Genomic DNA, 26968 nt, shown 5'->3' on the forward strand with positions numbered 1-26968 from the left:
TATTAGAGCCAGCCGTTGCGCTTGAGGGTGCGGTGGATGGAGAAACAGACGACGCCGATCAGCGCGAGGACGATCGGATAGCCGTACGTCCACTGCAGTTCGGGCATGTGCTTGAAGTTCATCCCGTACACGCCGCAGATCATCGTCGGCACGGCGATGATGGCCGCCCAGGACGTGATCTTGCGCATGTCCTCGTTCTGCGTGACGGTCGCCTGCGCCAGGTTGGCCTGGAGGATCGAGTTGAGCAGTTCGTCGAAGCCGATGACCTCCTCGTGCACCCGGGCCAGGTGGTCCGCGACGTCCCGGAAGTACTTCTGGATGTCCGGGTCGATCAGCCGCATCGGCCGCTCGCTCAGCAGCTGCATCGGCCGCAGCAGCGGCGACACGGCGCGCTTGAACTCCAGCACCTCGCGCTTCAGCTGGTAGATCCGGCCGGCGTCCGCCCCACGCGCGGTGCCCTTCGCCGGGGTGGAGAACACGTCGATCTCCACCTCGTCGATGTCGTCCTGCACCGAGGCGGCCACGGCGATGTAGCCGTCCACGACGTGGTCGGCGATGGAGTGCAGCACGGACGAGGGGCCCTTGGAGAGCAGCTCCGGATCCTCCTGGAGGCGGTGGCGCAGCGCGCGCAGCGAGCCCTGACCGCCGTGCCGGACGGTGATCACGAAGTCCCGCCCGGTGAAGCACATGACCTCACCCGTCTCGACGACCTCGCTGGTCGCGGTCAGTTCGGCGTGCTCGACGTAGTGGATCGTCTTGAAGACGGTGAACAGCGTGTCGTCGTAGCGCTCCAGCTTGGGCCGCTGGTGGGCGTGGACGGCGTCCTCCACGGCGAGCGGGTGGAGGCCGAACTCCCTCGCGATTCCGGAGAACTCCTCGTCGGTCGGCTCGTGCAGACCGATCCAGGCGAAACCGCCGTCCTCCCTCACCCGCAGCATCGCCTCACGCGGTGTCAGGCCGGAGGCCTCGGTCACCCGGCGTCCGTCGCGGTAGACCGCGCAGTCGACGACCGCGCTGGAGGCGGACGGGTCACGGGTGGCGTCGTAGCTGTTGTACGGGGTGTTGCTCTTGCGCAGGGACGGGCGCACGGCGGCGCGCAGGTCACGGATCATCGACATGGCTGGCTCCTCTTCACGGAGGGCCGTCGGCGGGGGGCGTGGAACAGCCCGGAATGGGGACGTGCGCTCACGTCCGCAAAGCGGGCGGCACCGCGCGTGCGCGATGACGGCGTTCGCTACAGACAGGCAAAAACGAAGGGCTCTTCCGTCGCGCGAACTGCCGTGGTGACGTCCCGGAGGGGCGTCAGATCACAGAAGGAAGGCGTCGTGCGGAAGAGCTGTCGGTACTGCGAGGTCGACTTGGATCCACCGCAGCCCCACCTCCTCCGGCCGGTCCCCCGTGGGGGATCACGTGTTGTCAGGACTGAGAGCGCGCTTCTGCGTGCTGTCCCTACCGACGGCTCAGGCTATCAGTCCGGACCAGGGCCAATCCCTTCCTTTGCCCGTTCCAGACGCGTTCTATGCTCGCGGCATGGGAGAAATTCTTGATCTGGTCGAGGCCCGGCTCCGTACGGCGCTCGGCGAGCCGGACGCGCGCGCCCAGGTGACGTTCCTGGGCACGGACCGCATCGAGGTGCTCCGTTTCCTCGACGGCGACGTGGTGCGCTACGCCACCCTGGGCATGTCCGACCGGCCGATGGCCGATCCGACCTCGCCCCTCGCCGACCCCGTGGAAGGTCCGCGCGCCGAACTGGTCCTGTCGGTGCGGGCGGGGATCGCGGACACCGACCAGGTGCTGCGGCCGCTCGCCGTGCTCGCCGCCTCCCCGCAGGTCGAGGGCCTGATCGTGGCGCCGGGCGCGTCGCTCGACCTCGGGCAGCCGCTGTGGCCCGGCGCGCCGTTCACCTCCGTCCTGGTCGCCGAACCGGGCGGTCTGGTCGAGGACCTGGACCTGGACGCCCCCATGGAGCCGGTGCGGTTCCTGCCGCTGCTGCCGATGACGCACAACGAGGCGGCCTGGAAGCGGGTCAGGGGCGCGCAGGAGCTCCAGGAGCGGTGGCTGTCACAGGGGACCGACCTGCGGGACCCGCTGCGTTCCTCCGTGCCGCTGGACTGAGTTCCCGGGCCGACGTGAGCGCCCCCGGCACCGGTGAGGTCCTCGCGCCGGTACGCGGGACCCCGCTCCGCGGCCGGGAGGGCCGGCCGCGGAGCGGGGGTGGTGCGGGTGGCGCCGCGAGGTCAGTCCGCGAAGACGGTGACGCCGTCCTCGGCCGCGTGGCGCGGCTCCAGCTCCCGCGCGTCGTGGGTCAGTGCGGCGCGCCGCACCCACACGACGACCGCTCCGGCGAGGGCGGCGATCGCGGCGACCACGAACGGGACGTGGACGTCGCTCCACTCCTCGATCTTCGGTGCGAGGAAGGGGGCCGCGGCCGCCGCGAACCAGCGGACGAAGTTGTAGCCGGCGCTCGCCACCGGGCGCGGGGCGTCCGAGACGCCGAGGGCGAGTTCGGTGTAGACGGTGTTGTTCATGCCGATGAAGGCGCCGGAGACGACGGTGCAGACGACGGCCGTGGTGTGGTCGCCGTATCCGAGGACCACCAGGTCGGCCGCCAGCAGCACGAGCGAGGCGCCGACGACCTTCAGCGAGCCGAAGCGCCGCTGCAGACGCGGGGCGACGAGGACCGAGAACACGGCGAGCAGCAGGCCCCAGCCGAAGAACACCGCACCCGACCTGTACGGCGACATGTCGAGCACGAAGGGTGTGAAGGCCAGGACCGTGAAGAACGCGTAGTTGTAGAAGAACGCCGATGTGGCGACGGAGGCCAGCCCGCCGTGTCCGAGCGCCCTGACCGGGTCCAGCAGGGACGTCTTCCGGGCCGGCTTCGGCTGTTCCCCGAGGAACGCGGTGATGCACACGAAGCCGATCGCCATCAGGGCGGCGGTGCCGAAGAACGGGTAGCGCCAGCTCGCGTCGCCGAGCAGGGCGCCGACCAGCGGCCCGCACGCCATGCCGAGGCCGAGGGCCGACTCGTACAGAAGGATCGCGGCGGCGCTGCCGCCGGCCGCCGCCCCGACGATCACCGCGAGCGCCGTGGAGACGAACAGGGCGTTGCCCAGCCCCCAGCCGGCCCGGAAACCGACCAGCTCCGCGACGGACGAGGAGGTGCCGGAGAGCGCGGCGAAGACGACGACCAGCGCGAGGCCGGCGAGGAGGGTCCTGCGTCCCCCGATGCGGCTGGAGACGAAACCGGTCACGAGCATCGCGACGGCGGTGATCAGGAAGTACGAGGTGAACAGCAGGGACACCTGACTGGGCGTGGCCTCCAGCCCCTTCGCGATCGAGGGCAGGATCGGGTCCACCAGGCCGATACCCATGAAGGCCACCACCGAGGCGCCCGCCGTGGCCCACACGGCCTTCGGCTGGCGCAGGACGCCGGCCGTCCCCTCGTCGAACGGATCCGCTCCCGGCATGACTTCTCTCGCTCTCCACTGGGGGTTGCCTTGCGCCCAGAATAAGTTAGACAAGCTAATAAGTGCAACCCGCATCTATTTTTCGGGCGGGAGCCGCGCTGCGGAAGGGTGATCGTCCTTGACGCGGCGACGACCGGAGAGGACGGTGGGGCGTTATGAGGGGCGAACCCAGTTGCCCGAAGTGCGGTGGCCGGGTCAGGGCGCCCGGTCTCTTCGCCGATGCCTGGCAGTGCTCCGCACACGGCCAGGTGCAGCCGATGCAGCCGGTGGTCCCGCCCAGCGTCGAGGCGCTGGGCGTGGTGGTGCACCGGGCCCGGGTGCCCGTGTGGATGCCCTGGCCGCTCCCCGTGGGCTGGCTGTTCACCGGCGCCGCGTACGCGGGGGACGACCGCAGCGGCGGCCGTGCCACCGCGGTCGCCTGCTCGGGTCCCGGACCGCTCGGGGGGATGGGCGAACTGCTGCTCGTCGCCGAGGAGCTGGGCGTCGGGCTGGGTGCGCGCTATGCCGGCATCGAGGGCCCCGACCCCGGTTCCGGTCTGCGCGTCGACACCGCGCCCGACGCCAAGGTGCTCGCCGCGGGCCGCCCCACGGCACTCTGGCACGTCAAGGACGCCCCGTCCGACCGGGCGGTCTTCGTCGGCGAAGCTCGTGGCCTGTGGCTCTGGGCGATCGTCTGGCCCGAGCAGTCGGGGCTCCTGATGTACGACGAACTTGTGCTGACGGACCTCCGCGACGCGGGTGCGGAAGTGGACCTCGTGCCCTGCGGGGCCCTCACCCCCCGGCTGCTCACCCGCCCCTGAAGGTCGGCCGAAGGGGTGATTCGCGGCGGTTATCCTTGAGCGTCCCCCTGTCCGTCCGCCAGCACTGGAGTGAGCGTCGTGCGCATCGACCTGCACACCCACTCCACCGCGTCGGACGGTACGGACACCCCCGCCGAACTGGTGGCCGCCGCGGCCGCGGCGGGTCTCGACGTCGTCGCGCTGACCGACCACGACACCGTCGGGGGGCATGCGGAGGCGGCCGCCGCGCTTCCCCGGGGTCTCACCCTCGTGACCGGTGCCGAGCTCTCCTGCCGCATCGACGGCGTCGGGCTGCACATGCTCGCCTACCTCTTCGACCCGTCGGAGCCCGAACTGGCCCGCGAGCGCGAGCTCGTCAGGGACGACCGGGTGCCGAGGGCGCGGACCATGGTCCGCAAGCTCCAGGAGCTCGGTGTCCCCGTCACCTGGGACCGGGTCGCGCGCATCGCCGGGGACGGCTCCGTCGGCCGGCCGCACATCGCGACCGCTCTCGTCGAACTCGGTGTCGTGGACTCCGTCTCCGACGCCTTCGTCCCGGAGTGGCTCGCCGACGGCGGACGGGCGTATGCGAGCAAGCACGAACTCGATCCGTTCGACGCGGTCCGGCTGGTGAAGGCCGCGGGCGGCGTCACCGTGCTCGCCCACCCGCTCGCCGTCAAGCGCGGCGCCGTGGTGCCGGACGCCGCGATCGCTCGGCTCGCCGCGGCCGGGCTCGACGGCGTCGAGGTGGACCACATGGACCACGACGAAGCCACCCGGGTCCGGCTGCGGGGCCTCGCCGCCGACCTGGGGCTGCTGCCCACCGGGTCGAGCGACTACCACGGCACCCGCAAGACCGTCGGCCTCGGCGCGTACACCACCGATCCCGAGATCTACGGGGAGATCACCCGGCGCGCGACGGGGGCCTTCCCGGTGCCGGGTGCGGGCGGACCTCGCGACGCCTAGCCCGCCCCGGCGCGCCTGAGGGTCTTTCACCCCGCAGGTGACGGACCCTCCGGCATTCCCCCCTCACGCGTGCGCCGCCCCCGGCGCCCCCGTGCCCGGCCGCCCCGTGGCGCCCGGGCGCCCATCCCCCCTGTTCGGCCCGCTCTTCTCTCGCAAGGCTCACTGTGTTCGACATCGCTGTCTTCGGATCCCTTTTTCTCACCCTTTTTGTGATTATGGATCCGCCCGGAATCACCCCCATCTTCCTGGCCCTCACCGCGGGCCGCCCCGCCAAGGCACAGCGCAGAATGGCCCTCCAGGCGGTGTCCGTCGCCTTCAGCGTGATCGCCGTCTTCGGTCTGCTGGGCCGGCAGATCCTGGACTACCTCCACGTCTCCATACCGGCGCTCATGATCGCGGGCGGTCTTCTGCTGCTGCTCATCGCCCTGGACCTGCTCACCGGCAAGACGGACGAGCCGACGCAGACCAAGGACGTCAACGTGGCACTCGTGCCGCTGGGCATGCCGCTGCTCGCCGGGCCCGGCGCGATCGTCTCGGTGATCCTCGCGGTGCAGCACGCGGACGGGGTGGTCGGTCAGGTCTCGGTCTGGTCGGCCATCCTCGCCATCCACGTCGTGCTCTGGGTGGTCATGCGGTATTCGCTGCTGATCATCCGCGTCATCAAGGACGGGGGCGTGGTGCTGGTCACCCGCCTCGCCGGGATGATGCTCTCGGCCATCGCCGTGCAGCAGATCATCAACGGTGTCACCCAGGTCATCCAGAACTCCTGACGCCCCCGGGGCGTCGCCCCGACGGGCCCCGGACGCCACGGCGCCCCCGCACGGATCGTCCGTGCGGGGGCGCTTCGTCGTCTGCTCGTCGTGCGCTCGTGACCGGCGACTCGAAGCGGTACAGGTGTTACGAAGCCGACGTGTCGGCCGGCCGGATGTAGATGCGCTGGCCCATTGCCGCGGCCTGCTGCACGATCCGGTTGACGGAGGCGGCGTCCACGACGGTGCTGTCCACGGCGGTACCGTCGACGTCGTCGAGTCGCATGATCTCGAAGCGCATATGGCTTCCCTTCGTCTGATCCTCCTGCTGGAGAACTACTGGGAGGACGGTCTGGCCGTCCGCAAGGATGAGGAGCGCTAGGCGTCACGCCTCGCGCTCCACAGGGGGTACAACGGCTTGCCCGATGCAAACATTCCCTACGCTAAGGAAATTTTTTGGATGTCTAAGTACCCGTCGGTAATCAACCGAACGCACACGATGAGGCCCGTATGAACCACGCGGACACGGGGGCGGACGAAGGTCCGGGCATCCGCGAACAACTCGACCGCACCAACCAACTGCTCCAGCGCGTACTCGCCGAGGTCTCGAAGACCCCCTCCACCCACGCGATCTTCGTCGACGCGGGATACGTCTACGCGGCGGCGGGCCTGCTCGTCACCGGTACCGAGGACCGCCGTTCCTTCGACCTGGACGCGGAGGGCCTGATCGAGGCCTTCATCGACAAGGCGCGCACGATCTTCGCAGACAGCCGGCTGCTGCGCGTGTACTGGTACGACGGGGCCCGGCGCCGCATCCACACCGTCGAGCAGCAGTCCATCGCCGAACTCCCCGACGTCAAGGTCAGGCTCGGGAACCTCAACGCCAACAATCAGCAGAAGGGCGTCGACTCACTCATCCGCACCGATCTGGAGTCACTGGCCCGGCACCGCGCCATCAGCGACGCGGCGCTCGTCGGCGGCGACGAGGACCTCGTCTCGGCCGTGGAGGCCGCCCAGGGGTACGGAGCCCGCGTGCACCTCTGGGGCATCGAGGCGGGCGAGGGCCGCAACCAGGCCGAGCCGCTGCTCTGGGAGGTCGACAGCCAGCGCACCTTCGACCTCGACTTCTGCCGCCCGTACGTCACCCGGCGCTCCGTCACGATGTACGACGACGAAAGCCCGGCGCCCGCGCGTGACGACGTCCGCTTCGTGGGTGCCCAGATCGCGGCCGGCTGGCTCGCCTCGCGCGGCCGCGACGCCCTCGCCGACCTGCTGCCCGGACACCCCTACCTGCCCGGGTCCGTCGATCAGGACCTGCTCGTCGAGGCCGAGCGCGTGCTGCAGCACTCGCTGCGCGGCCACGCCCACCTGCGCCGCGCCCTGCGCGACGGCTTCTGGCAGCATCTCCAGGCACAGTTCTGACCCCGGGTGGGCCGCCGCCGTGCCGCGTCACGGCGGCGGACCGCCCCGGAATCCGCACCGGGCTGATCTCCCGCGCACCCTGCGCCGGCGGGTCAGACCCCGACGCTGTTCCAGAACGCGACGAGCGCGGCTGCCGTCTCCAGCGGACGGGCCGTGTTGGGGGAGTGCTCGGCCCCCTCGATCACGGTGCGCCGTGCGCCGAGCCGCCGCGCCATGTCGTCGATCAGCGGGACCGGCCAGACGTCGTCGCGCTCGCCGGAGATCACGTGCACGGGAAGCGGCAGCGCGGCGAGTTCGGCCACCCGGTCAGGCTCGGCCGACAGCTGGGCGCCCGTCGCGATCAGCTGCGCGGGATTGTGGCGCAGCCAGCGCCGGCGCAGGTCTTCGCCGTCCCCGGTGTCCGCGTCCTCCGGCGGGTCCAGCGCGCGCATCGCCGTCCACACGTCCGCCATGTTCCACCGCCCCAGCGCGTCGCCGAGCAGCCGGGCCTTCTTCTGCTGCGTCGGGTCGATCTCGGCGGGTCCGGACGACATCAGGGTGAGCGAGCGGAAGGGCGCGGAGTCGAGCAGCACGGCGGCGCGGGCGATATGACCGCCCAGCGAGTGCCCCAGCAGGTGGATGCCGTTGGGCGTCGCAGGACTGCCGGCCGCGGCCGCCTGGGCCAGAACGTCCCGGGCCAACTCCGCCTGGGAGTAAGCGTCTTGGTCGTCAGGCCCCTCGGACTCGTACTGCCCCCTGCCGTCCACCGTCAGGACCCGGAAGCCGGCCTCGGAGAGCGGTTCCAGCAGCGCGATGAAGTCCTCCTTGCTGCCGGTGTAACCGGGCAGGAGGAGTGCGGTGGAGTGCGCTGCGGTGGGCGGCGCGGCGTCCAGCACGGCGAAGTCCCCGCGTTCGGTGCGCAGGACGCGGGCGCGGGCACAGGGGGGCGGGGTGAAAGTGGGCGGCCGGCTCATGGGCCCGAGGTTATCGCCGGAGGCCGCGGCGCGCCCGGGCAGGCATGCGTACGGCCCCCGGCCCCGCGGTGCGGGATCGGGGGCCGTGGAACGGGTCAGCTCTCGGTCGGCTCGGCCGCCGCGGTCGTCGCGCGGGCACGACGGCGGCGCGGCTTGGCGGGAGCGGCGCCCTCGTCCACCACGGCCTCGGACACCGCGGCGGTGGCGGCCTTCTCCACGGCGCGGGGACGGCGGCGGCGCGGCTTGGTCTCCGCGGCCTCCTCGGGCGCGGACGCCGTCTCGACCACCACGTCGGCCTTCGGCTTCGCGGCGGCACGCGGCCGGCGGCGCGGCTTGGTGTCGGACACCGGCTCCGAGACCGGGGCGATCTGGAAGTCGACCTCGTCGGCCGGCTTCACGACGCGGGTGCGGCGGCGCGGCTTGACGGCCACGGGCTCCGCCACCGGTTCCGCGACGGCCACGGTCTGGAAGTCCACCACGGGCTCCGCGACAGGGGCGGCCGCGACCGCCGGCTTCGCGGCCGCGGTGCGCGCCCGGCGCCGGCGCGGCTTGGCCTCGGCGGCCGGCTCGCTCTCCGTCACGGGCGCGGCCTCGGTCACCGGAGCCTCGGTCACGGCGACCGCGGTCTCCACGATGCTCTCGGCCACCGCGGCACGGGTGCGGCGACGGCGACGCGGGGTGCGCGGCTCCGCGGCAGCGTCCTCGGCGGCCGGCTCGGCCGCAGGGGCGGGCACGGTGACGGCGCCCTCGTCGATGCTGCCGCCGCCACGGGTGCGACGACGCTGACGCGGGGTGCGCGGCGCCCGCTCCTCGCGGGCGGCCGGCGCGGCCGCGGCGGACTTACGGCCGCGGCCGCCCGTCTCACCGAGGTCCTCGATCTCCTCCGCGCGCAGACCCGCACGGGTCCGCTCGGCGCGCGGCAGGACACCCTTGGTGCCCGCGGGGATACCCAGCTCCTCGTACAGGTGCGGAGACGTCGAGTACGTCTCGACCGGGTCCGGGAACTTCAGGTCCAGCGCCTTGTTGATCAGCTGCCAGCGCGGGATGTCGTCCCAGTCGACCAGCGTGATCGCGATGCCCTTGGCGCCCGCGCGGCCGGTACGGCCGATGCGGTGGAGGTAGGTCTTCTCGTCCTCGGGCGACTGGTAGTTGATGACATGGGTCACACCCTCGACGTCGATGCCGCGCGCGGCGACGTCGGTGCAGACGAGGACGTCCACCTTGCCGTTGCGGAAGGCGCGCAGCGCCTGCTCGCGGGCGCCCTGGCCGAGGTCGCCGTGGACCGCGCCGGACGCGAAGCCGCGCTTCTCCAGCTGCTCCGCGATGTCGGCGGCCGTCCGCTTCGTGCGGCAGAAGATCATCGCCAGCCCGCGGCCCTCGGCCTGCAGGATGCGCGAGACCATCTCCGGCTTGTCCATGTTGTGCGCGCGGTAGACGAACTGCGCGGTGTTCTTGACGGTCGTGCCCTCGTCGTCGGGCGACGTGGCGTTGATGTGCGTCGGCTGCGACATGTAGCGGCGCGCCAGGCTGATGACGGCACCGGGCATGGTGGCCGAGAACAGCATGGTCTGGCGCCTGGCCGGCAGCATCGTGATGATGCGCTCGACGTCGGGCAGGAAGCCCAGGTCGAGCATCTCGTCGGCCTCGTCGAGGACGAGGACGCGGATGTGCGACAGGTCGAGCTTGCGCTGACCCGCCAGGTCGAGCAGACGGCCCGGGGTGCCGACGACCACGTCGACGCCCTTCTTGAGGGCCTCGACCTGGGGCTCGTACGCCCGGCCGCCGTAGATCGCGAGCACGCGGACGTTACGGACCTTGCCGGCCGTCAGGAGGTCGTTGGTGACCTGCTGGCACAGCTCGCGGGTCGGGACGACGATCAGGGCCTGGGGCGCGTCCGTCAGCTTCTCGGGCGCCGCCCGGCCCGCCTCGACGTCGGCGGGGACGGTCACGCGCTCCAGGAGCGGCAGGCCGAAGCCGAGCGTCTTGCCGGTGCCGGTCTTGGCCTGGCCGATGACATCGGATCCGGAGAGCGCGACGGGGAGCGTCATCTCCTGGATCGGGAACGGGGAGGTGATGCCGACAGCTTCGAGGGCTTCGGCAGTCTCGGTGAGGATTCCGAGGTCGCGGAACGTAGTCAGGGTGCTGCCTCTTCTGTGAGACGCGGACCGAGGCGAACGCTGGGGGTCGTACCGTGCCGGGGTTGGTCATCCGGCCTTGGAGAGGCCGGGTGGCGCGGGACCACTGCCGTCGCTCGAGCGCTCGTGCCGCTGAGGGGTCCCCTCCTCTGCGGTCGTACGTGGTGTACGCCCCGCCTGGAGGGCTGTCAGGTCGGAGCCGATCGGGCCACCGACCGGGCATCCTCATTCAAGGTCGCGCTCACGGCACAAGAAAATGCTCAGCAAGCGCAATACCACTGTACCCCGGATTCGCGCATGTGTGTTGGGCGAATTCATTGGAACGGTGTGATGTGTCCGTCCCACCGGGCCCGTCCGTCCCCGTCGGGGCGGGCTATTCTGCGCTGCATGGAGACGCCTGACAACGCCACTGAAGCATCCGAAGAAGCGCCCGCACCGACCGGGATCGCCGCCCAGGACTGGGCCACCGCCTCCGCCGAGCCGCAGTACCGCGCCGCGGTCGTGGATCTGCTCGGTGCGCTCGCCTACGGAGAGCTCGCGGCCTTCGAGCGGCTCGCCGAGGATGCCAAACTCGCGCCGACACTCGGTGACAAGGCGGCCCTGGCGAAGATGGCGTCCGCCGAATTCCATCATTTCGAGCAGCTCACCGACCGGCTCACCGCCATCGACGAGGAGCCGACCACCGCCATGGAGCCGTTCGCCAGGGCGCTGGACGACTTCCACCGCCAGACGGCCCCGTCCGACTGGCTGGAAGGCCTGGTCAAGGCGTACGTCGGCGACTCGATCGCCAGCGACTTCTACCGGGAGATCGCCGCCCGGCTCGACTCCGACACGCGCTCCCTCGTCCTCTCCGTGCTCGACGACACGGGCCACGGCAATTTCGCCGTGGAGAAGGTCCGCGCGGCCATCGAGGCGCAGCCGCGGGTCGGCGGCAGGCTCGCCCTGTGGGCGCGCAGGCTGATGGGCGAGGCGCTGTCGCAGGCACAGCGGGTCGTCGCGGACCGGGACGCCCTGTCCACGATGCTCGTGGGCGGCGTGGCGGACGGCTTCGACCTCGCCGAGGTCGGCCGGATGTTCTCCAGGATCACCGAGGCCCACACCAAGCGGATGGCCGCCCTCGGTCTCGCGGCCTGAGCGGCGGCCCTACTGGGCGGCCACCGAGCGCACCGGCCGGCTGCCGCGCGGGCGGATCAGCAGGGACAGGGTCACCGCCCCCACCAGCGCGGCACCGGCCGGAGTGGCGAGGACATGGCCGGCGCCCAGCGTCGAGTGCGTCAGATAGGCACCGAACAGGGCGCCGAGCGCGCCCGTGACGTACACCACGCGCGGGGACGGCAGGCGGCCCGGCAGTGTGCGCAGCGCGAGCCAGGACAGGGCGAGTCCGAGCACGACGGAGCTGATGGATTCCCAGAGCACAGAAGGTCACCTCGCTTGATGGCGCGGCGGTCGGTCGGTCCCTGCCCGTCCTACCCGTGGCCTGCGGAACGCAACCCTCACACGCACCCGGAGTACCCCTGCGAGGGACGTTCCGGAGGGAATCCGGCGGCGAAGAGGCGGAGGCCCGGCGGACATCCGCCGGGCCTCCGCCTCTGTTGCGCGCGTCGCGCGGCTACAGCGCGCCGAACCCGACCCGCCGGGTGCTGGGCTCGCCGATCTCCACGTACGCGATCCGGTCGGCCGGTACGAGGACCTTGCGGCCCTTGTCGTCCGTGAGGCTGAGCAGCTGCGCCTTGCCGTTGAGCGCCTCGGCGACCGCGCTCTCGACCTCTTCGGCGGTGAGCCCGCTCTCCAGAACGATCTCGCGGGGCGTGTGCTGCACCCCGATCTTGACCTCCACGGCTATGTCCCTCCGACGGTCGTCATCGCGCGGTCTGACCGCGCCGTACGCAGCACACATTAGCCCGGTGAAGGGACGGACCACGGGTCGACCGGCAACGCCCGCAGCGAACACCGGCCGCACGGCCGGACCGGGCTCAGTGCTGATCGGCGCCGTGCAGGGGGAAACCGGCGATGCCCCGCCAGGCGAGCGACGTCAGCAGCTGCACGGCGGACTCGCGCGGGATCCCGGACGGGCTGGAGAGCCAGTAGCGCGCCACGACCTGGGAGACCCCGCCGAGGCCCACCGCGAGCAGCATCGATTCGTCCTTGGACAGACCCGTGTCGCCGGCGATGACGTCGGAGATGGCCTCCGCGCACTGCAGCGACACCCGGTCGACGCGCTCGCGCACCGCCGGCTCGTTCGTCAGGTCGGACTCGAAGACCAGGCGGAAGGCGCCACCCTCGTCCTCCACGTACGCGAAGTAGGCGTCCATGGTCGCCTCGACGCGCAGCTTGTTGTCCGTCGTGGAGGCGAGCGCCGTGCGGACCGCCTGGAGGAGCGACTCGCAGTGCTGGTCGAGCAGCGCGAGGTAGAGCTCCAGCTTCCCGGGGAAGTGCTGGTAGAGCACGGGCTTGCTGACGCCCGCCCGCTCCGCGATGTCGTCCATCGCCGCGGCGTGGTAGCCCTGCGCGACGAAGACCTCCTGCGCGGCGCCCAGCAGCTGGTTGCGTCGGGCACGACGGGGGAGCCGGGTGCCCCGCGGGCGTGCCGTCTCTGTCTGCTCGATGGCTGTCACGCCGCCTCCCAATTTCGTGATCGAACACAGCCGAACCGTGCACGCTGCGCCGTGGGGCCATCGTACTTTTGAGTAACCCCGGTGTGCGCGGCGCGGACGCAGAATTTCACGGACCGGACGACTCCGGTAGCCGCGAATGCGCAGGTCGGCGGTGCAAAGTGGTGCGTTCTACCGGTAATCGTCCTCATCCTGTGAAACGACGCGGGCCTGTTCGGCCGCATCCGCCTCGTTCGCGGCTCCCGGGTCGACGCCCGTGAGGGGCTCGTCCCGTTCCTGTCCGACCGGCGCCCGCTGCTCGGCGGCGTCCGCCTCCGGGGCTTCCGGGCCGGATTCGTCCGGCTGGGTGTCCTCGAAGGTCTCCGGGTCGCTCGGGTCGACCGTCATGGGGTGGCTCCCTTCCTTCCCTTGCAGCCTGAGGGCTGTCCCGCAATCCCCGGCTGGCGCGCGACGTCGGGTGCGGCGCCTCGCCGGCGTTGTCGGAACGCCCGGATACATCCAGTATGCGGACGTCCTTCCCCCTTGCGGCGGGCCGCATCCGACGCCGCGCGCCGATCCGCCGGGGTGACGGGGCAGCCCTCGGGAGCGGCCCTGCCGGGCCGCTGTGCGGCCTGTGACGGCGAACACATGAACCATCGCGTGATCGTCTCGTAACATTGCCGCATGTCTCCCACCGAGCTGCCCGGTACCCGCGCCGCCGCCGCGGCGGCGGCGCCCACGGTCAGTGCCGTGAGGGTCACGGAGGGCGAGGAGCTGCGCTCCGTCGTGCTTCCGGGGCTCACCCTGACCGTCCGCGCCCGGCCCGCGGATTCCGCGGGCGCGGCCCCCGCGCTCTTCGTGCACGGGCTGGGCGGGTCGTCCCAGAACTGGTCGGCCCTGATGCCGCTGCTGAAGGACGTCCTCGACAGCGAGGCGGTCGACCTGCCCGGCTTCGGGGACTCCCCGCCGCCGGACGACGGCAACTACTCCGTCACCGGACACGCCCGGGCCGTGATCCGGCTGCTGGACGCGGGCGGGCGCGGGCCCGTTCACCTTTTCGGGAACTCCCTCGGCGGCGCCGTTGCCACCCGGGTCGCGGCGGTCCGGCCCGATCTGGTGCGCACCCTCACCCTGATCTCCCCGGCCCTGCCCGAGATCCGGGTCCAGCGGCCGGCCGTCCCCACGGCACTGCTCGCACTCCCTGGCGTCGCTTCCCTGTTCGCCAGGCTCACCCGTGGCTGGACCGCGGAGCAGCGGACCCGCGGCGCCATGGCACTCTGTTACGGCGATCCGACACGCATCTCCGACGAGGCCTTCCGCAACGCGGTGGCCGAGATGGAGCGACGACTTCAACTTCCGTACTTCTGGGACGCCATGACACGCTCGGCCCGGGGCATCGTCGATGCCTACACGCTGGGTGGGCAGCACGGTCTGTGGCGCCAGGCCGAGCGGGTGCTCGCGCCGACCCTGCTGGTGTACGGCTCGAAGGACCAGCTCGTCTCGTACCGGATGGCACGCAAGGCGTCCGCGGCCTTCCGCGACTCGCGCCTGCTGACACTGCCCGAAGCGGGGCACGTGGCGATGATGGAGTACCCGGAGGCGGTCGCCCAGGCGTTCCGGGAACTGCTCGACGAACGCGGCGGGAGCTGATCCGGGCACGTGGGACGACACAGTCGAAAGGGCCCCGAGGCCAAGGGCCGCGACGCCGGGACGGCCGGTGCCGAGCGCGCCTCCGGAATCCCGGGGCCGGGCACGGGCAGGCGCGGGCGTGAAGCCCGTCCCGCCGAGGGGGACGGGTACGGCCCGTTCCGCGACGCGCCGCGCGTGCGCGGCGGGCACCCCGAACAGCGTGAGCCCGGCGGCGGCTGGGGGACCGGGCAGCAGCAGGCGTACGACGCCGGCCGGCCGGAGATGTCCGCACCCGCCGCGCACGAGGCCTTCCGCGTCCGGCAGGCCGTGGCGCGGCAGCAGGCGGCGCAGCGTGCGGCCGGCCGCACACAGCCGCGGCGCACCGGCGACGCCCCGCTGATACCGGGCCCGCGCCAGGAGTTCCTGGAGGCGTTCGACACCACGCCTTCGCGTCCGGCTCCGCCGTCGCCGCCCGAGGCCACGCCCGGGAGCGCGGCGGCCGACGGCGGGGCCGAGGGTGCTCAGGGCGGCGGGAGCCCCCGGGGCAAGGCCGGCAAGGGCCGCGCCTTCACCGGTGTGGCGGCCGCCGCGGTGACCACCGTGCTGGCGGTCGTGGTGGCCGGGCAGGTCGCCGACGACTCCGCCACCGGGGGCGCCACCTCGCCGTCCGCCGGCGTCGACCGGCAGGACTCCGGGGACGCCTCGCGCTCGGTGGACCGCTCGACCCCTCAGGCCGCGGGGCGGCCCGAGGTCAGGACGATGTCGTACGCCGCGAGGATGGCGACTCCCTTCCCGCTGGCGCCCGACCTGAAGGCGTCCGGGAAGTTCGTCGCGGTACCGGGCCTGGCCAAGGCGCCGGGCAAGGGACACAAGTACCGGTACCGGATCGACGTCGAGTGGGGGCTGGGCCTCGACTCCGGGCTGTTCGCCGAAGCCGTGCAGAAGACGCTCAACGACGACCGCAGCTGGGCGCACGGCGGCGCCATGACCTTCGAGCGGATCTCCTCCGGCGAGCCCGATTTCGTGATCACCCTCGCGAGTCCGGGAACCACGGGCGTCTGGTGCGAGAAGTCGGGGCTGGACACCACGGAGGACAACGTCTCCTGCGACTCCGCCGCCACCGACCGCGTGATGATCAACGCGTACCGCTGGGCGCAGGGCGCCGCGACCTTCGGCCCGGACAAGCTCCTGCCCTACCGCCAGATGCTGATCAACCACGAGGTCGGCCACCGGCTCGGACACAACCATGTGAGCTGCCGCACTCCGGGGGCCCTCGCGCCCGTGATGCAGCAGCAGACCAAGACCCTTGACCTGGACGGCATCAAGTGCCGTCCCAACCCCTGGGTGTTCCCGGGCAGTTGATCCGCGGCGGAAGCGGATCGTCCACATCGTGGGACGGCCGTCTCGTCTCGCGTTGACATCGGTTGTGGGGGTCGTCCATATTTCTCCCCATGTCGCACAGTCCCGCATCCTCCGAGCGCGCCGCCCTTGAGCTGGCGCTCTTCGGCGTGGCCGGGCACTGTGTAGCCGACATTCTCTGTCGCTGACGCCTGCTCGAGCGCGCGTCGGCACCCCGACGAGCCCCCACCGGGCTCGTCGGCCCTTGATGACACCGCGCCCGGGCGTACTCCGCCCGCAGGCGCGGCCTCTCCGGTAACCGGTCCCTCCCCTCCCAGGGGGGACCGCGCTGCGTCCGTGCGGAATCCCACCCCCTTCCCCACCGCAGCACTTCCGAGAGGTCATCTTCCGATGAGTCAGCCGTCCTTCATATCGCGCAGAGTGGCGACCACCGCCGCCGTCAGCCTCGTCCTCGTCGCCGGACTGGCGGCCTGCGGCCCGCAGGACGACGACGGCGGGAAGAGCGGCAGCGCGTCCGGCGCCTCGGGCAAGCCGGCCAAGGGCGGCACCCTCACGGTGCTCAACAGCAACCCCCAGGACGACTTCGACCCCGCGCGGCTCTACACCTCCGGCGGCGGCAACGTCCCCTCGCTCGTCTTCCGCACCCTCACCACCCGCAACCGCGAGAACGGTGCCGCGGGCTCCGAGGTCGTCCCGGACCTCGCGACCGGCCTCGGCAAGCCGAGCAAGAACGCCACCGTCTGGACGTACACCCTCAAGGAAGGGCTGAAGTACGAGGACGGCACCGCGATCACCAGCGCGGACATCAAGTACGGCATCGAGCGCTCCTTCGCCCCCGAACTCTCCGGCGGTGCGCCCTACCTGCGTGACTGGCTGATCGGCGGCGCCGACTACCAGGGCCCGTACAAGGACAAGAAGGGCCTGGCCTCGATCGAGGTGCCCGACGCCCGGACCATCGTCTTCCACCTGAACAAGCCCGAGGGCGACTTCCCGTACCTCGCGACCCAGACCCAGACGGCGCCGGTGCCGCAGGCCAAGGACAAGGGCACCAAGTACGAGAACCACCCCCTCTCCTCCGGCCCGTACAAGGTCGTCAGCAACGAGGGCGACGGCGAGCGCCTCGTCCTGGAGCGCAACACCTTCTGGTCGCCCGCGACCGACGAGGAGCGCAAGGCCTACCCCGACCGCATCGACGTGCGCTCCGGGCTCGACTCGGCCGTCATCAACCAGCGGCTCTCCGCCTCCCGCGGCGCCGACGCCGCCGCCGTCACCACGGACACCAACCTCGGCCCGGCCGAGCTCGCCAAGGTGACCGGCGACAAGAAGCTCGCCGGCCGTGTCGGCACCGGCCACTTCGGCTACACGAACTACATCGCCTTCAACCCGAAGGTGAAGCCGTTCGACAACCCGAAGGTGCGCCAGGCGATCTCGTACGCCGTCGACCGCACCTCGGTCGTCAACGCGGCCGGCGGCTCCTCGCTCGCCGAGCCCGCCACCACCTTCCTGCCGGAGCAGGCGTCCTTCGGCCACAGCGCCTACGACGCCTTCCCGGGCGGAAAGTCGGGCGACCCGGCCAAGGCCAAGGAGCTGCTGAAGGAGGCCGGCTACGCCAAGGGCCTGACCATCACCCTCACGCACAACAACGACAAGAACTTCGAGACCAGCCCGGAGATCGCCACCGCGATCCAGGAGGCGCTGAAGAAGGCCGGGATCACGGTCAAGCTCCAGGGCCTGGAGTCCAACGCCTACTCGGACAAGATCTTCAACGTGAAGACCGAGCCCGGCTTCTTCCTGACCGGCTGGGGCGCCGACTGGCCGTCCGGCGGCCCGTTCCTCGCGCCGATCTTCGACGGACGCCAGATCGTCAAGAGCGGCTACAACTTCAACTCCTTCCAGCTCGACGACCCCTCGGTCAACAAGGAGGTCGACGAGATCAACAAGCTGACCGACCTGAAGGCGGCCGCGAAGCGCTGGGGCGCACTCGACAAGAAGATCGGCGAGCAGGCGGTGACCGTGCCGCTGTTCCACCCCGTCTACAAGCGCCTGTTCGGCGAGGACGTCAAGAACGTCGTCATCAGCGACTGGACCGGCGTGCTCGACATCTCGCAGGCCGCGGTCAAGTAACCATGGCCGAAGCTCTGCTGGTCAAGGAGGCGGAGGCCGTCCAGGCCCCCGCCTCCGGGGCCTCCTCGTTCTGGCGGCGGCTGCGCGCCCGGCGCTCCGCCGCCGTGGCGGCCGTGGTCGTCGCCCTGCTGGTCCTGGTCGCGCTCGCCGCGCCGCTGCTCGCGGGCATCGAGGGCCAGGACCCCACGACGTACCACGCCGACCTCGTCGACTCCGCGACCGGCGGTGTGCCGCTGGGCTCGTTCGGCGGGATCAGCGCCGACCACTGGCTCGGCGTCGAACCGCTCACCGGACGCGATCTCTTCGCCCGGGTCGTCTACGGCGCCCGGGTGTCGCTCGGCGTCGCGCTGGGCGCGACCCTGCTCCAGGTGATCATCGGTGTGGCCGTCGGGCTCGCCGCCGGACTCGGCAACCGCCTCGTCGACCAGGCGCTCAGCCGCGTCACCGACGTCGTCGTCGCCCTGCCCGTCATGGTGATCGCCCTGGGCGCCCTCGCCGTCGTCCCCGCGGGCTTCCCCCGCCCGGTGCTGATCGCCGTGATCGTCGGACTGGTCGGCTGGTCCGGCATCTCCAAGATCGTGCGCGCCAAGACCCTCGCGCTGAAGTCGCTCGACCACGTGGCGGCCGCACGGCTCAGCGGCTGGGGCGCCTGGCGGATCGCCCGGCGCGAACTGCTGCCCGCGCTCGCCGCCCCCGTCATCACCTACGCCGTGCTGCTCTTCCCCGGCGACATCGTCGTCGAGGCGGCGCTGTCCTTCCTCGGCGTCGGCATCAAGCCGCCCACGCCGTCCTGGGGACAGATGCTCAGCGACGCCGACACCTGGTACCAGGCGGCGCCCACCTATCTGCTGATCCCCGCCCTGCTGATCTTCGTCACCGTGCTGGCGCTGACCGTCCTCGGCGAAGGCGTGCGCAACGCTCTCGACCCCCGCGTCGCGTCCCGCCTGCGGATCGGCACCGGACGCAAGAAGGAGGCCGGAGCATGAGCCGGTTCGTGCTGCGGCGCGTGGGCGGGGCGGTCTTCGTGCTCCTCGCCCTCAGCATCGTCGTCTACGCCGCCTTCTACGTCGCCCCGGGCAACGTCGCGCAGATCGCCTGCGGCCCGCGCTGCTCCCCGGCCCAGGTGGCCCAGGTCAGCGACCAACTGCGCCTCGGTGACCCGCTGTACCTCCAGTACGCCCACTTCCTCCAGGGGATCTTCGTCGGCCACGACTACTCCACCGGCACCGGGATCCTGCACTGCCAGGCCCCCTGCCTCGGACGCTCCTACCAGAACGACGAGCAGGTCACCCAGATGATCCTGACCAAGCTCCCGGCCACCGCGTCGCTCGCCGTCGGCGCGTTCGTGCTGTGGGTCGTGCTCGGCGTCGGCACCGGGCTGCTGTCGGTCTGGCGGCGCGGCCGCGTGACCGAGCGGCTCCTCACCGGGCTGACCCTGGCCGGCCTGGCCACGCCCGTCTTCGTCATCGGTCTGCTGCTGATCATCGTCTTCTGCTCGGCGCTGCAACTGCTCCCCTTCCCCGACTACGTACCGCTCACCGAGAACCCGGAACAGTGGGCCTGGAACCTCCTGCTGCCCTGGGTCTCCCTGGCCCTGGTCTCCGCCGCGCCGTACGCCCGGATGACCCGGGCGTCGATGCTGGAGACCCTCGCCGAGGACCACGTGCGTACCTTCCGGGCGTACGGGGTGAGCGAGCGCAAGCTCGTCGGGCGGCACGCGCTGCGCGGCGCGCTCGGCCCCGTGATCGCGCTCGGGGCGCTGGACATCGGCTCGCTGTTCGGCGGAGCCGTCCTCACCGAGTCGCTCTTCAACATCCCCGGCGTCGGACGCGAACTCGTCGACGCCGTGAAGAACGTCGACCTGCCGGTCGTCGTCGGCCTGGTGCTCGTCACCGGCTTCTTCGTCGTCCTTGCCAATGCCGTCGCGGACATCCTGCAGGCGATGGCCGACCGTCGGGTGGTGCTGGCATGAGCCTGGTCGAGGTTTCCGGTCTGACCGTCTCCTTCGACGGCGCCGACGGTGTGACGGCCGTGGACGGCCTGTCCTTCACGCTGGAGGAGGGGGCCGCGCTCGGCGTCGTCGGCGAGTCCGGGTCCGGCAAGAGCGCGTCGGCGTGGGCCCTGCTCGGGCTCCACCGGGGGACCGGCGCCACGGTCGGCGGCTCGGTCCGGGTCGCCGGCGTGGACGTCCAGGCGGCCGGTGACGCGGAACTGCGCGCGCTGCGCGGGGCGAAGGCCGCGATGGTCTTCCAGGACCCGCTGTCCTCGCTGGACCCCTACTACGCGGTCGGGGACCAGATCGCCGAGGTGTACCGCGTGCACACGCGGGCCTCCCGGCGGGCGGCCCGCGCGCGGGCCGTCGAGGTGCTCGACCGGGTCGGGATACCGGACGCGCGGCGGCGGTCGCGGTCGCGGCCGCACGAGTTCTCCGGCGGGATGCGGCAGCGCGCCCTGATCGCGATGGCGCTGGCCTGCGAGCCGCGGCTGCTGATCGCCGACGAGCCGACGACCGCGCTGGACGTCACCGTGCAGGCCCAGATCCTCGATCTGCTGCACGACCTGCGCCGGGAGACGGGCATGGGGCTGCTGCTGGTGACGCACGACGTGGGCGTCGCGGCCGAGAGCGTCGACGAGGTGCTCGTGATGCAGCACGGCCGTGCGGTGGAGCACGGACCCGTCGCCGAGGTGCTGGGGTCGCCCCGGCAGCCGTACACCCGTGAACTGCTCGCGGCGGTGCCCCGGGTGGACGCGAAGCGCACCCGGGCGGCGGCCGCGTCCGTACCGGCGCAGGACGGGCCGCCCCTGCTCGAAGCCGTCGGCCTCAGCCGCGAGTTCGGCCGCGGCGCCGGACGGGTCACCGCCGTGGACGGGGTCTCGCTGACCGTCCGCGCGGGCGAGACGCTCGGCATCGTGGGGGAGAGCGGCAGCGGCAAGACCACGCTCGGGCGCATGCTCGTGCGGCTGCTCGATCCGACGGCCGGGCGGCTCCTGTACCGGGGCGAGGACATCGGCTCGCTGTCGGACAAGGCGCTCCGCCCCGTCCGCCGCGAGATCCAGATGGTCTTCCAGGACCCGGTCGCCTCGCTCAACCCGCGGCGCTCGATCGGCGAGTCGGTGGCCGATCCGCTCCGGGCGGCGGGGGAGACGGACGAGAGGCTGATCCGGAACCGGGTCGGTGAGCTGCTGGAACGGGTAGGGCTCGACGCCGGCCGGTACGAGCGGTATCCGCACGAGTTCAGCGGCGGCCAGCGGCAGCGGGTCGGCATCGCGCGGGCCCTCGCCGCCGACCCGAAGCTGATCGTGTGCGACGAGCCGGTCTCCGCGCTGGACGTCACGACGCAGGCGCAGGTGATCGCCCTGCTCGCGGAGCTCCAGCGCGAGCTGGGCATCGGGCTCGTCTTCATCGCCCACGACCTCGCCGTCGTACGCCAGGTCAGTGACCGCGTGGCGGTGATGCGGCAGGGCCGGATCGTCGAGCAGGGCGCGGTGGACGAGGTGTACGGGTCGCCGCGGGATCCGTACACCCGGCAGCTGCTGGCGGCGGTGCCCGCACTCGACCCCGGGGTCGCGGCCCTGCGCCGTGCGGCCCGCGAGGAGCTGGCCGCAGCCTGACCCTCCGTGACTTCGCGGGCCATTGTCGCAACTGAACGCGACCGGTGCGGGAAAGTTACGCCGGTTCACCCCTTTCGGTGGTGCGACGGACAACCGTCCGTCGCACCACCCGCATGTCCGCTTACGGTCGTCCCGCTGTGAGTCGCCGATCAACGGCGGCCGCCCACAGGGGAGATCAGGGGGTGTGCTCGTGCGGATCGGACTCCTCACGGACGGTGGCTATCCGTATGCGACCGGTGAGTCCAGACTCTGGTGCGACCGTCTGGTGCGCGGTCTGCCGCAGCACGAGTTCGACCTCTTCGCTCTCAGCCGGTCCGCCGAACAGGAACAGCAGGGCTGGGTCAGGCTTCCCGACCGGGTCGGCCGGGTGCGGACCGCGCCGCTGTGGACGTGCGAGGACGACGCCCTGTACGCCCGCCGCCCCCGGGGCCTGCCGCGCAACTTCGCCACCGGCCTCGGACGCTCGTACGGAAGGCGGGACCGGCGGCGCTTCACGGCGCACGTGACGGAACTCGTCGGCGCGGTCTGCGCGGGCGGCGACACGGGACCGGAGGCCGGGGGCCTGGTGGACACCGTCGCCGCAGCCCGCTTCACGGAGGGCCTCTACGGGCTCGCCGAACTGGCCCGCGACCGAGGGGGGCTGCACACCGCCCTCCGCGCGGAGGCGACCGTACGCATCGTCGAGTCCTCCTGCCGCGCCCCGGGGACCGGGCGGACCGTGCACAGCGCCACCGTCCCCGACTACCTCGCCTTCGCCGCCGAGCTGGAGCGCGCCCTGCGCCCCCTGTCCCTCGACTGGTACGAGGAGGACGGGCTCGGCGCGGTCGACCTGTGCCACGCGGCCTCCGGGGGCGCCGCGGCACTTCCGGGCCTGCTGGCCAAACGCTTCTTCGGGGTACCGCTGCTGGTGACGGAACACGGCGTCCCGCTGCGCGCCCACTACCTCGCGGCACCCGGGGGCGCACTCCGCCCGCCTGTACGCGCCCTGCTGGCCACCTTCCACGGACTGCTCGCCTCCGAGGTCTACCGGCAGGCCGCGCTCATCACGCCCGGCAACACCCATGTCCGCCGCTGGCAGGAGCGGTTCGGGGCCGAACGCGGCAAGCTGCGCACGGTCTACCCGGGCATGGAGGCACGGCGGTTCGGTGACGTGGGGGAGGGGGACGACGACGGCGGCCCCGGCACGCTGGTGTGGATCGGCCGGATCGAACCCGCCAAGGACCTGATCGCGCTGCTGCACGCCTTCGCCGAGGTGCGCCGGGCCGAACCGGGCACCCGGCTGCGCATCTTCGGCGCCCCGGTCCAGGGGGCCGAGGGCGACACGTACCTGGACCGGTGCAAGGCGCTCGCCGCCCAGCTCTTCCCCGACGAGGCCACGGACGCGCACACCGTCGGGGACAACCCCGTCACCTTCGAGGAGATCGGCGGACCGGAGGTGCCCGACCTCGCGGAGGCCTACGCGGCGGGCGGGGTCGTCGTGCTGTCCAGCGTCGTGGAGGGCTTTCCCATCAGCCTCGTCGAGGCGATGTTCTGCGGACGGGCCACCGTCTCGACGGACGTGGGAGCCGTGGTCGAGATCGTCGGCGGCACGGGACTGGTCGTGCCCCCGCGCAATCCGCGGGCGCTCGCCGACGCGTGCGTCGCGCTCCTGCGCGACCCCGAGCGCCGGGCGCGTCTGGGCGCCGCCGCACGCGCCAGGGCGCTCGAACTCTTCACCGTGGAGCAGAACCTCGCCGCGTTCCGCGAGATCTACCTGGACCTGGTGGGGCAGTCCCCGGCCCGCTGGGCGGCCCCGGCCGGCCCCGCCGGGCCGCCGAGGCCCTTCGCCACACCCCCGGAGGCCCACGTGATCGCCGCACCGCCTCCCCGCCCCGAACCGGTCGCGTCCGGGGCGGGCAGGCAGCCGAGCTGGGCCCTCGGCCCCGAGGGCGTGTGCGCGGGCGCACGCGGAGCTGGGGACGGCCATGCATGACGAGACGAGCGGCCACGACCACGGAGGTGCCCCCATGGGCGGACCGACCGACGCCCCGGACGCCGGGCGGGAACCCGCGGAGCTGAAGGGGGCAGCGGTCGGCTCCGCCGTCCGGGCGCCCGAGGTCGCCTACCGCCCCGCCCGCAGGACCGCCGCGCGCCGCGGCCCCGCCGACCCGGTGAAAGTGCTCATGCACCGCCACCGCGACCTCTGCGAGCGCGCCGTCGACCCGCTGGAGATCGCCGCCGGCCTGGAGGCGCACGGCCTCACCGACCGCACGGCGGCCCGCTACCGGCACCGCGACGTCTTCTCCCTCGCGGAGGAGATCTACGCCCGCTTTCCCGGCACGGTCAGGTCCGCTCCCGCTCCCCGCCCGCCGCGGACCCGCCCGGCCCCCGGCGCGCAAGGACACGCCGGATGGACGCTGTCCGCTCTGCTGCCCGGCGCCGCCTGCCTCGCGACCGCCGGAGCGCTCCGGGCCACCGAAGGAGTGCTCGGCGGAGAGGCCCGCCTCGCGATGACCGCCGTGGGAGCCCTTCTGGTCGTCCTCGGACTCCGGCTCTGCCTGCGCGACGGCCCACTGCGCGCCCCGGACGGCGTCGGGGGCGTCACGCTCTACGTCTGCTGGCTCCTCGGGTACGCCGTGTACGGCGACGACCTGATCGCCCAGGTCATCAGCGGCGGACCCGACGGCGCCTGGGCGGCCTCGCCCGCCCCTCTGCTGGGGCTGGCACTGGCGCCGGTCCCGGCGGTCTGGTGCGCCCACCTCTTCGCCGTGCACGCGCGCCGCCGCCTCGCCGGCTCGCACGCCCTGGCGGAGTTCGGCGCCGGCGTACGCCCGCTGCTCTTCGCCGTCGTGGCGCTCCTCGTCTGCGCGGTGACCGCCCTCCTCTTCCTCGCCGACCTCGGATACGGCGGAGAGCACGGCGTCCCGACGGGCGCCGCCGCACTCGGCCTGCTGCTGTTCCTGGCCCGGCTGCTCGCCGTCCACGGATTCCCCGAACCCGCCGCCACCGGACTGGCGGCCGCCTGCGCCGTCGAGGTGGCGGCCCCCTTCCTGGTCCTCTCCGGACGGCTGCCGGGCCTCGACCTCCTCGCCCGGCCGGTCGACTCGCTCGTCGCCGCGGCGGGACCCGGCGGCGTGTCCGCCCTCGCCTGCGGGGTCGCCGCGCTCGCGCTGCTGCTCCACGCATCGGTCACCCTCACCCGGGCCTCGGCCCACGCCCCGGCGTAGCCGGAGCGCCCCACCCCCGCGGAGCCGACGCCGCGGGTCTTCCCTCCCGCCCCACACCTTCCTCAAGGAGACACCGGACATGACCCGCCAATCCCCCGCACCGGCACCGCGCCGTCGGCACCGAAGGGGTGCGCGATGAGGGTTCTGCTGCTCGGAGCCAACGGATTCCTCGGCCGCTTCGTCGCCGACCGGCTGCTCGCCGACCCGGCCGTGCACCTCACGGCGCTCGGCCGCGGTGACGACGCCGACGTGCGGTTCGACCTCGCGGGCGGCAGCCCCGGTGCGCTCACCCGCTTCCTGGACGCCGTCCACCCGGGGGTCGTCGTCAACTGCGCCGGTGCCACCCGGGGCGGCGCCCGCGACCTGACCCGGCACAACACCGTCGCGGTCGCCACGGTCTGCGAGGCCATGCGCCGCAGCAGCTGCAGCGCCCGGCTCGTCCAGGTCGGCTGCGCCTCCGAGTACGGGCCCTCGCAGCCCGGCTCGTCGACCGCCGAGGACGCGGTGCCCCGTCCCGGCGGCCCCTACGGCGTCAGCAAGCTCGCCGCCACCGAACTCGTCCTCGGCTCCGGTCTGGACGCGGTCGTGCTGCGGGTCTTCTCACCGGTCGGGCCCGGCACGCCCGCGGGCTCCCCGCTCGGCCGGCTCGCGGAGACGATGCGCCGCGCCATGCAGTCCGGCGACCCCGAACTCAAGCTCAGCGGCCTCGGGGTGCAGCGCGACTTCGTCGACGTACGGGACGTGGCGCGCGCCGTGCACGCGGCCTCGCTCTCCGCCGCCCAGGGCGTGGTCAACATCGGTACGGGCCGGGCCGTACGGCTGCGCGACGCGGCGGCCGTCCTCGCGAGGGTGGCCGGATACACCGGCGCGCTGCACGAGCTGGACACACCGCCCTCCCGGCTGCCGATCGGAGCCCCGCGGGCCTCGGCGGAATCCGTGGTGGAGCAGCTCGCCGTCACCCCGTCGCCCTACCCCGACGGCTGCGGGGCCTGGCAGCAGGCCGACGTACGCACCGCCCGGGACCGGCTGGGCTGGCGTCCCCGCATCAACCTGGAGGAGTCGCTCGCTGACATCTGGATGGAGGCGGCGTGCCGCATCTGACCCGGCCCGGCGCCGCCGTGCGGACCGGCGGCGCCGAGCAGTTGGGTGTCGGCGTGCCCGGCTACGCCCACCCGCTGCTCGCGCCCGCCGAGTGGGCCGGGCTCAGCAGGCCCGGCACACCGCTGCACTGGGCGGTGCTCAACATCGACGACGGGCCGGGCGCCCGACCCGACCCGCACTGCCTGGAGGCGGCCGGCCGGCTGCGCAACGCCCGCGAGCGGGCCCTGCACGGGGAGGCGCCCCACGACTCCGTCCGGGCCGCGGGCGGCCGGCTGCTGGGTCACCTCGACCTGGCGTTCGGGGGCCGCCCCTTCGGGGAGCTCGTCGCCGACGCCCAGTCCTACCTCGACTGGTACCGCGTCGGCGGCTTCTACCTCGACCGCTGCCCCGGCGGGCGTGACATGCTCCCGGCGGTCCGCCGGCTGACCAGCACGCTCGGCGCGCTCCTGGCCGATGGCGACGGTGCGGACCCGGAGGGCGGGCGGCTGGTCCTGGGGCACGACACCCATCCGTACCCGGGCTACGCGGAGGCCGCGGACCAGTTGGTGACCTTCCGCGGCGCGTGGGCCGACTACCGCTGGTCCCAGGTGGCCGAGTGGACCGCGGGCTACGCGCCGGGCCGCTTCGCACACCTCGTGCACGGCGTTCCCCGCACCCACCTGGAGGAGGCCATGCGGATCGCCCGCTGGCAGGGTGCGGGCACGATCTTCTTCACGGACCGGGGCGACATGAAGGGGCAAACCGACCCATTCGAGACGCTGCCCAGTTACTGGGACGAATTCGTCTCGCGGATCGGACCAGGTATCTCGGAATGACGGGCGGCGTGGCAGTGTTACGGGAGAACAACCGTACGCAGATGAAGTACGTAGAAA

At 72.5% G+C, this 26968-nt stretch carries 26 protein-coding genes; 17 read left to right on the plus strand and 9 right to left on the minus strand.

Annotation, left to right across the window (positions count from 1 at the left end; translation table 11 throughout):
• Positions 1-2: 2 nt before the first annotated feature.
• Positions 3-1118 (minus strand): magnesium and cobalt transport protein CorA, encoded by a 1116-nt coding sequence (locus tag ACFYY2_RS17830; RefSeq protein ID WP_329040386.1) that lies wholly within the window; start codon positions 1116-1118, stop codon positions 3-5.
• Between the two features lie 412 nt (positions 1119-1530).
• Here ACFYY2_RS17830 and ACFYY2_RS17835 point away from each other — a divergent pair, with 412 nt between their 5' ends.
• Positions 1531-2115, plus strand: a complete 585-nt coding sequence (locus ACFYY2_RS17835; RefSeq protein WP_388743505.1) for a suppressor of fused domain protein — start codon at positions 1531-1533, stop codon at positions 2113-2115.
• 122 nt (positions 2116-2237) lie between these two features.
• Here ACFYY2_RS17835 and ACFYY2_RS17840 read toward each other — a convergent pair whose 3' ends face one another.
• Positions 2238-3470 (minus strand): MFS transporter, encoded by a 1233-nt coding sequence (locus tag ACFYY2_RS17840; protein ID WP_388743508.1) that lies wholly within the window; start codon positions 3468-3470, stop codon positions 2238-2240.
• 155 nt (positions 3471-3625) lie between these two features.
• Here ACFYY2_RS17840 and ACFYY2_RS17845 point away from each other — a divergent pair, with 155 nt between their 5' ends.
• The 3 genes from ACFYY2_RS17845 (at position 3626) to ACFYY2_RS17855 (ending at position 5985) form a co-directional block, all read left to right on the plus strand.
• On the plus strand, positions 3626-4270 hold the full coding sequence (locus ACFYY2_RS17845; protein ID WP_388743511.1) for a DUF6758 family protein: 645 nt from the start codon (positions 3626-3628) through the stop codon (positions 4268-4270).
• A 78-nt stretch (positions 4271-4348) separates the two neighbouring features.
• A complete protein-coding gene (locus ACFYY2_RS17850; RefSeq protein WP_388743514.1) occupies positions 4349-5215 on the plus strand; it encodes a PHP domain-containing protein in 867 nt (288 codons plus the stop codon).
• Between the two features lie 164 nt (positions 5216-5379).
• On the plus strand, positions 5380-5985 hold the full coding sequence (locus ACFYY2_RS17855) for a MarC family protein (RefSeq protein ID WP_388743516.1): 606 nt from the start codon (positions 5380-5382) through the stop codon (positions 5983-5985).
• Between the two features lie 127 nt (positions 5986-6112).
• Here ACFYY2_RS17855 and ACFYY2_RS17860 read toward each other — a convergent pair whose 3' ends face one another.
• The gene (locus ACFYY2_RS17860; protein ID WP_014154223.1) at positions 6113-6265 is read right to left on the minus strand and encodes a hypothetical protein; all 153 of its coding nucleotides are present in this window, start codon (positions 6263-6265) and stop codon (positions 6113-6115) included.
• A 209-nt stretch (positions 6266-6474) separates the two neighbouring features.
• On the opposite strand from ACFYY2_RS17860, the gene ACFYY2_RS17865 reads away from it, so the two are divergent.
• Positions 6475-7386 (plus strand): NYN domain-containing protein, encoded by a 912-nt coding sequence (locus ACFYY2_RS17865; protein ID WP_388743519.1) that lies wholly within the window; start codon positions 6475-6477, stop codon positions 7384-7386.
• A gap of 92 nt (positions 7387-7478) precedes the next feature.
• Here the strand turns inward: ACFYY2_RS17865 and ACFYY2_RS17870 are convergent, their stop codons facing one another.
• A complete protein-coding gene (locus ACFYY2_RS17870; RefSeq protein WP_388743522.1) occupies positions 7479-8339 on the minus strand; it encodes an alpha/beta fold hydrolase in 861 nt (286 codons plus the stop codon).
• Between the two features lie 95 nt (positions 8340-8434).
• On the minus strand, positions 8435-10387 hold the full coding sequence (locus tag ACFYY2_RS17875) for a DEAD/DEAH box helicase (RefSeq protein WP_388743525.1): 1953 nt from the start codon (positions 10385-10387) through the stop codon (positions 8435-8437).
• Between the two features lie 474 nt (positions 10388-10861).
• Here ACFYY2_RS17875 and ACFYY2_RS17880 point away from each other — a divergent pair, with 474 nt between their 5' ends.
• On the plus strand, positions 10862-11608 hold the full coding sequence (locus ACFYY2_RS17880; RefSeq protein ID WP_388743527.1) for a ferritin-like fold-containing protein: 747 nt from the start codon (positions 10862-10864) through the stop codon (positions 11606-11608).
• A gap of 9 nt (positions 11609-11617) precedes the next feature.
• Here ACFYY2_RS17880 and ACFYY2_RS17885 read toward each other — a convergent pair whose 3' ends face one another.
• The 4 genes from ACFYY2_RS17885 to ACFYY2_RS17900 all read right to left on the minus strand — a co-directional run bounded on the left by ACFYY2_RS17885 (position 11618) and on the right by ACFYY2_RS17900 (position 13473).
• Entirely contained in the window at positions 11618-11890 is a 273-nt protein-coding gene (locus ACFYY2_RS17885; RefSeq protein ID WP_388743530.1) for a hypothetical protein, read from the minus strand.
• A 193-nt stretch (positions 11891-12083) separates the two neighbouring features.
• Positions 12084-12311 (minus strand): DUF3107 domain-containing protein, encoded by a 228-nt coding sequence (locus ACFYY2_RS17890; protein ID WP_327114974.1) that lies wholly within the window; start codon positions 12309-12311, stop codon positions 12084-12086.
• A gap of 136 nt (positions 12312-12447) precedes the next feature.
• On the minus strand, positions 12448-13089 hold the full coding sequence (locus tag ACFYY2_RS17895; RefSeq protein WP_327114972.1) for a TetR/AcrR family transcriptional regulator: 642 nt from the start codon (positions 13087-13089) through the stop codon (positions 12448-12450).
• Between the two features lie 168 nt (positions 13090-13257).
• Complete coding sequence (locus ACFYY2_RS17900; protein WP_388743534.1) at positions 13258-13473, minus strand: hypothetical protein; 216 nt, start codon at positions 13471-13473, stop codon at positions 13258-13260.
• Positions 13474-13749: 276 nt separating this feature from the next.
• Between ACFYY2_RS17900 and ACFYY2_RS17905 the strand changes: the two genes are divergently transcribed.
• The 11 genes from ACFYY2_RS17905 to ACFYY2_RS17955 all read left to right on the plus strand — a co-directional run bounded on the left by ACFYY2_RS17905 (position 13750) and on the right by ACFYY2_RS17955 (position 26911).
• Positions 13750-14715: an alpha/beta fold hydrolase gene (locus ACFYY2_RS17905; RefSeq protein WP_388743537.1), complete on the plus strand. Its 966-nt coding sequence runs from the start codon at positions 13750-13752 to the stop codon at positions 14713-14715.
• A 9-nt stretch (positions 14716-14724) separates the two neighbouring features.
• Entirely contained in the window at positions 14725-16056 is a 1332-nt protein-coding gene (locus ACFYY2_RS17910) for a DUF3152 domain-containing protein (RefSeq protein WP_388743539.1), read from the plus strand.
• Between the two features lie 89 nt (positions 16057-16145).
• Positions 16146-16241: an Ms4533A family Cys-rich leader peptide gene (locus ACFYY2_RS17915; RefSeq protein WP_327114964.1), complete on the plus strand. Its 96-nt coding sequence runs from the start codon at positions 16146-16148 to the stop codon at positions 16239-16241.
• Between the two features lie 202 nt (positions 16242-16443).
• A complete protein-coding gene (locus ACFYY2_RS17920; RefSeq protein ID WP_388743541.1) occupies positions 16444-18177 on the plus strand; it encodes an ABC transporter substrate-binding protein in 1734 nt (577 codons plus the stop codon).
• Positions 18178-18179: 2 nt separating this feature from the next.
• Entirely contained in the window at positions 18180-19163 is a 984-nt protein-coding gene (locus tag ACFYY2_RS17925) for an ABC transporter permease (RefSeq protein ID WP_388743543.1), read from the plus strand.
• The gene (locus tag ACFYY2_RS17930; RefSeq protein ID WP_388743546.1) at positions 19160-20149 is read left to right on the plus strand and encodes an ABC transporter permease; all 990 of its coding nucleotides are present in this window, start codon (positions 19160-19162) and stop codon (positions 20147-20149) included. Before ACFYY2_RS17925 ends, ACFYY2_RS17930 begins: the two co-directional genes overlap by 4 nt.
• The gene (locus tag ACFYY2_RS17935; protein WP_388743549.1) at positions 20146-21789 is read left to right on the plus strand and encodes an ABC transporter ATP-binding protein; all 1644 of its coding nucleotides are present in this window, start codon (positions 20146-20148) and stop codon (positions 21787-21789) included. The genes ACFYY2_RS17930 and ACFYY2_RS17935 overlap by 4 nt, the downstream gene beginning before the upstream one ends.
• A gap of 190 nt (positions 21790-21979) precedes the next feature.
• Positions 21980-23761, plus strand: a complete 1782-nt coding sequence (locus ACFYY2_RS17940; protein ID WP_388743551.1) for a DUF3492 domain-containing protein — start codon at positions 21980-21982, stop codon at positions 23759-23761.
• A 34-nt stretch (positions 23762-23795) separates the two neighbouring features.
• Positions 23796-24995, plus strand: coding sequence for a hypothetical protein (locus tag ACFYY2_RS17945; RefSeq protein ID WP_388743554.1), 1200 nt, complete (start codon positions 23796-23798; stop codon positions 24993-24995).
• 135 nt (positions 24996-25130) lie between these two features.
• Complete coding sequence (locus ACFYY2_RS17950; RefSeq protein ID WP_388743557.1) at positions 25131-26096, plus strand: NAD-dependent epimerase/dehydratase family protein; 966 nt, start codon at positions 25131-25133, stop codon at positions 26094-26096.
• Positions 26084-26911 (plus strand): spherulation-specific family 4 protein, encoded by an 828-nt coding sequence (locus ACFYY2_RS17955; protein WP_388743560.1) that lies wholly within the window; start codon positions 26084-26086, stop codon positions 26909-26911. Before ACFYY2_RS17950 ends, ACFYY2_RS17955 begins: the two co-directional genes overlap by 13 nt.
• The last annotated feature ends 57 nt before the right edge of the window (positions 26912-26968 follow it).

It is taken from the genome of Streptomyces sp. NPDC001822 (genome assembly GCF_042892135.1).
In the GTDB taxonomy this organism is placed as follows: domain Bacteria; phylum Actinomycetota; class Actinomycetes; order Streptomycetales; family Streptomycetaceae; genus Streptomyces.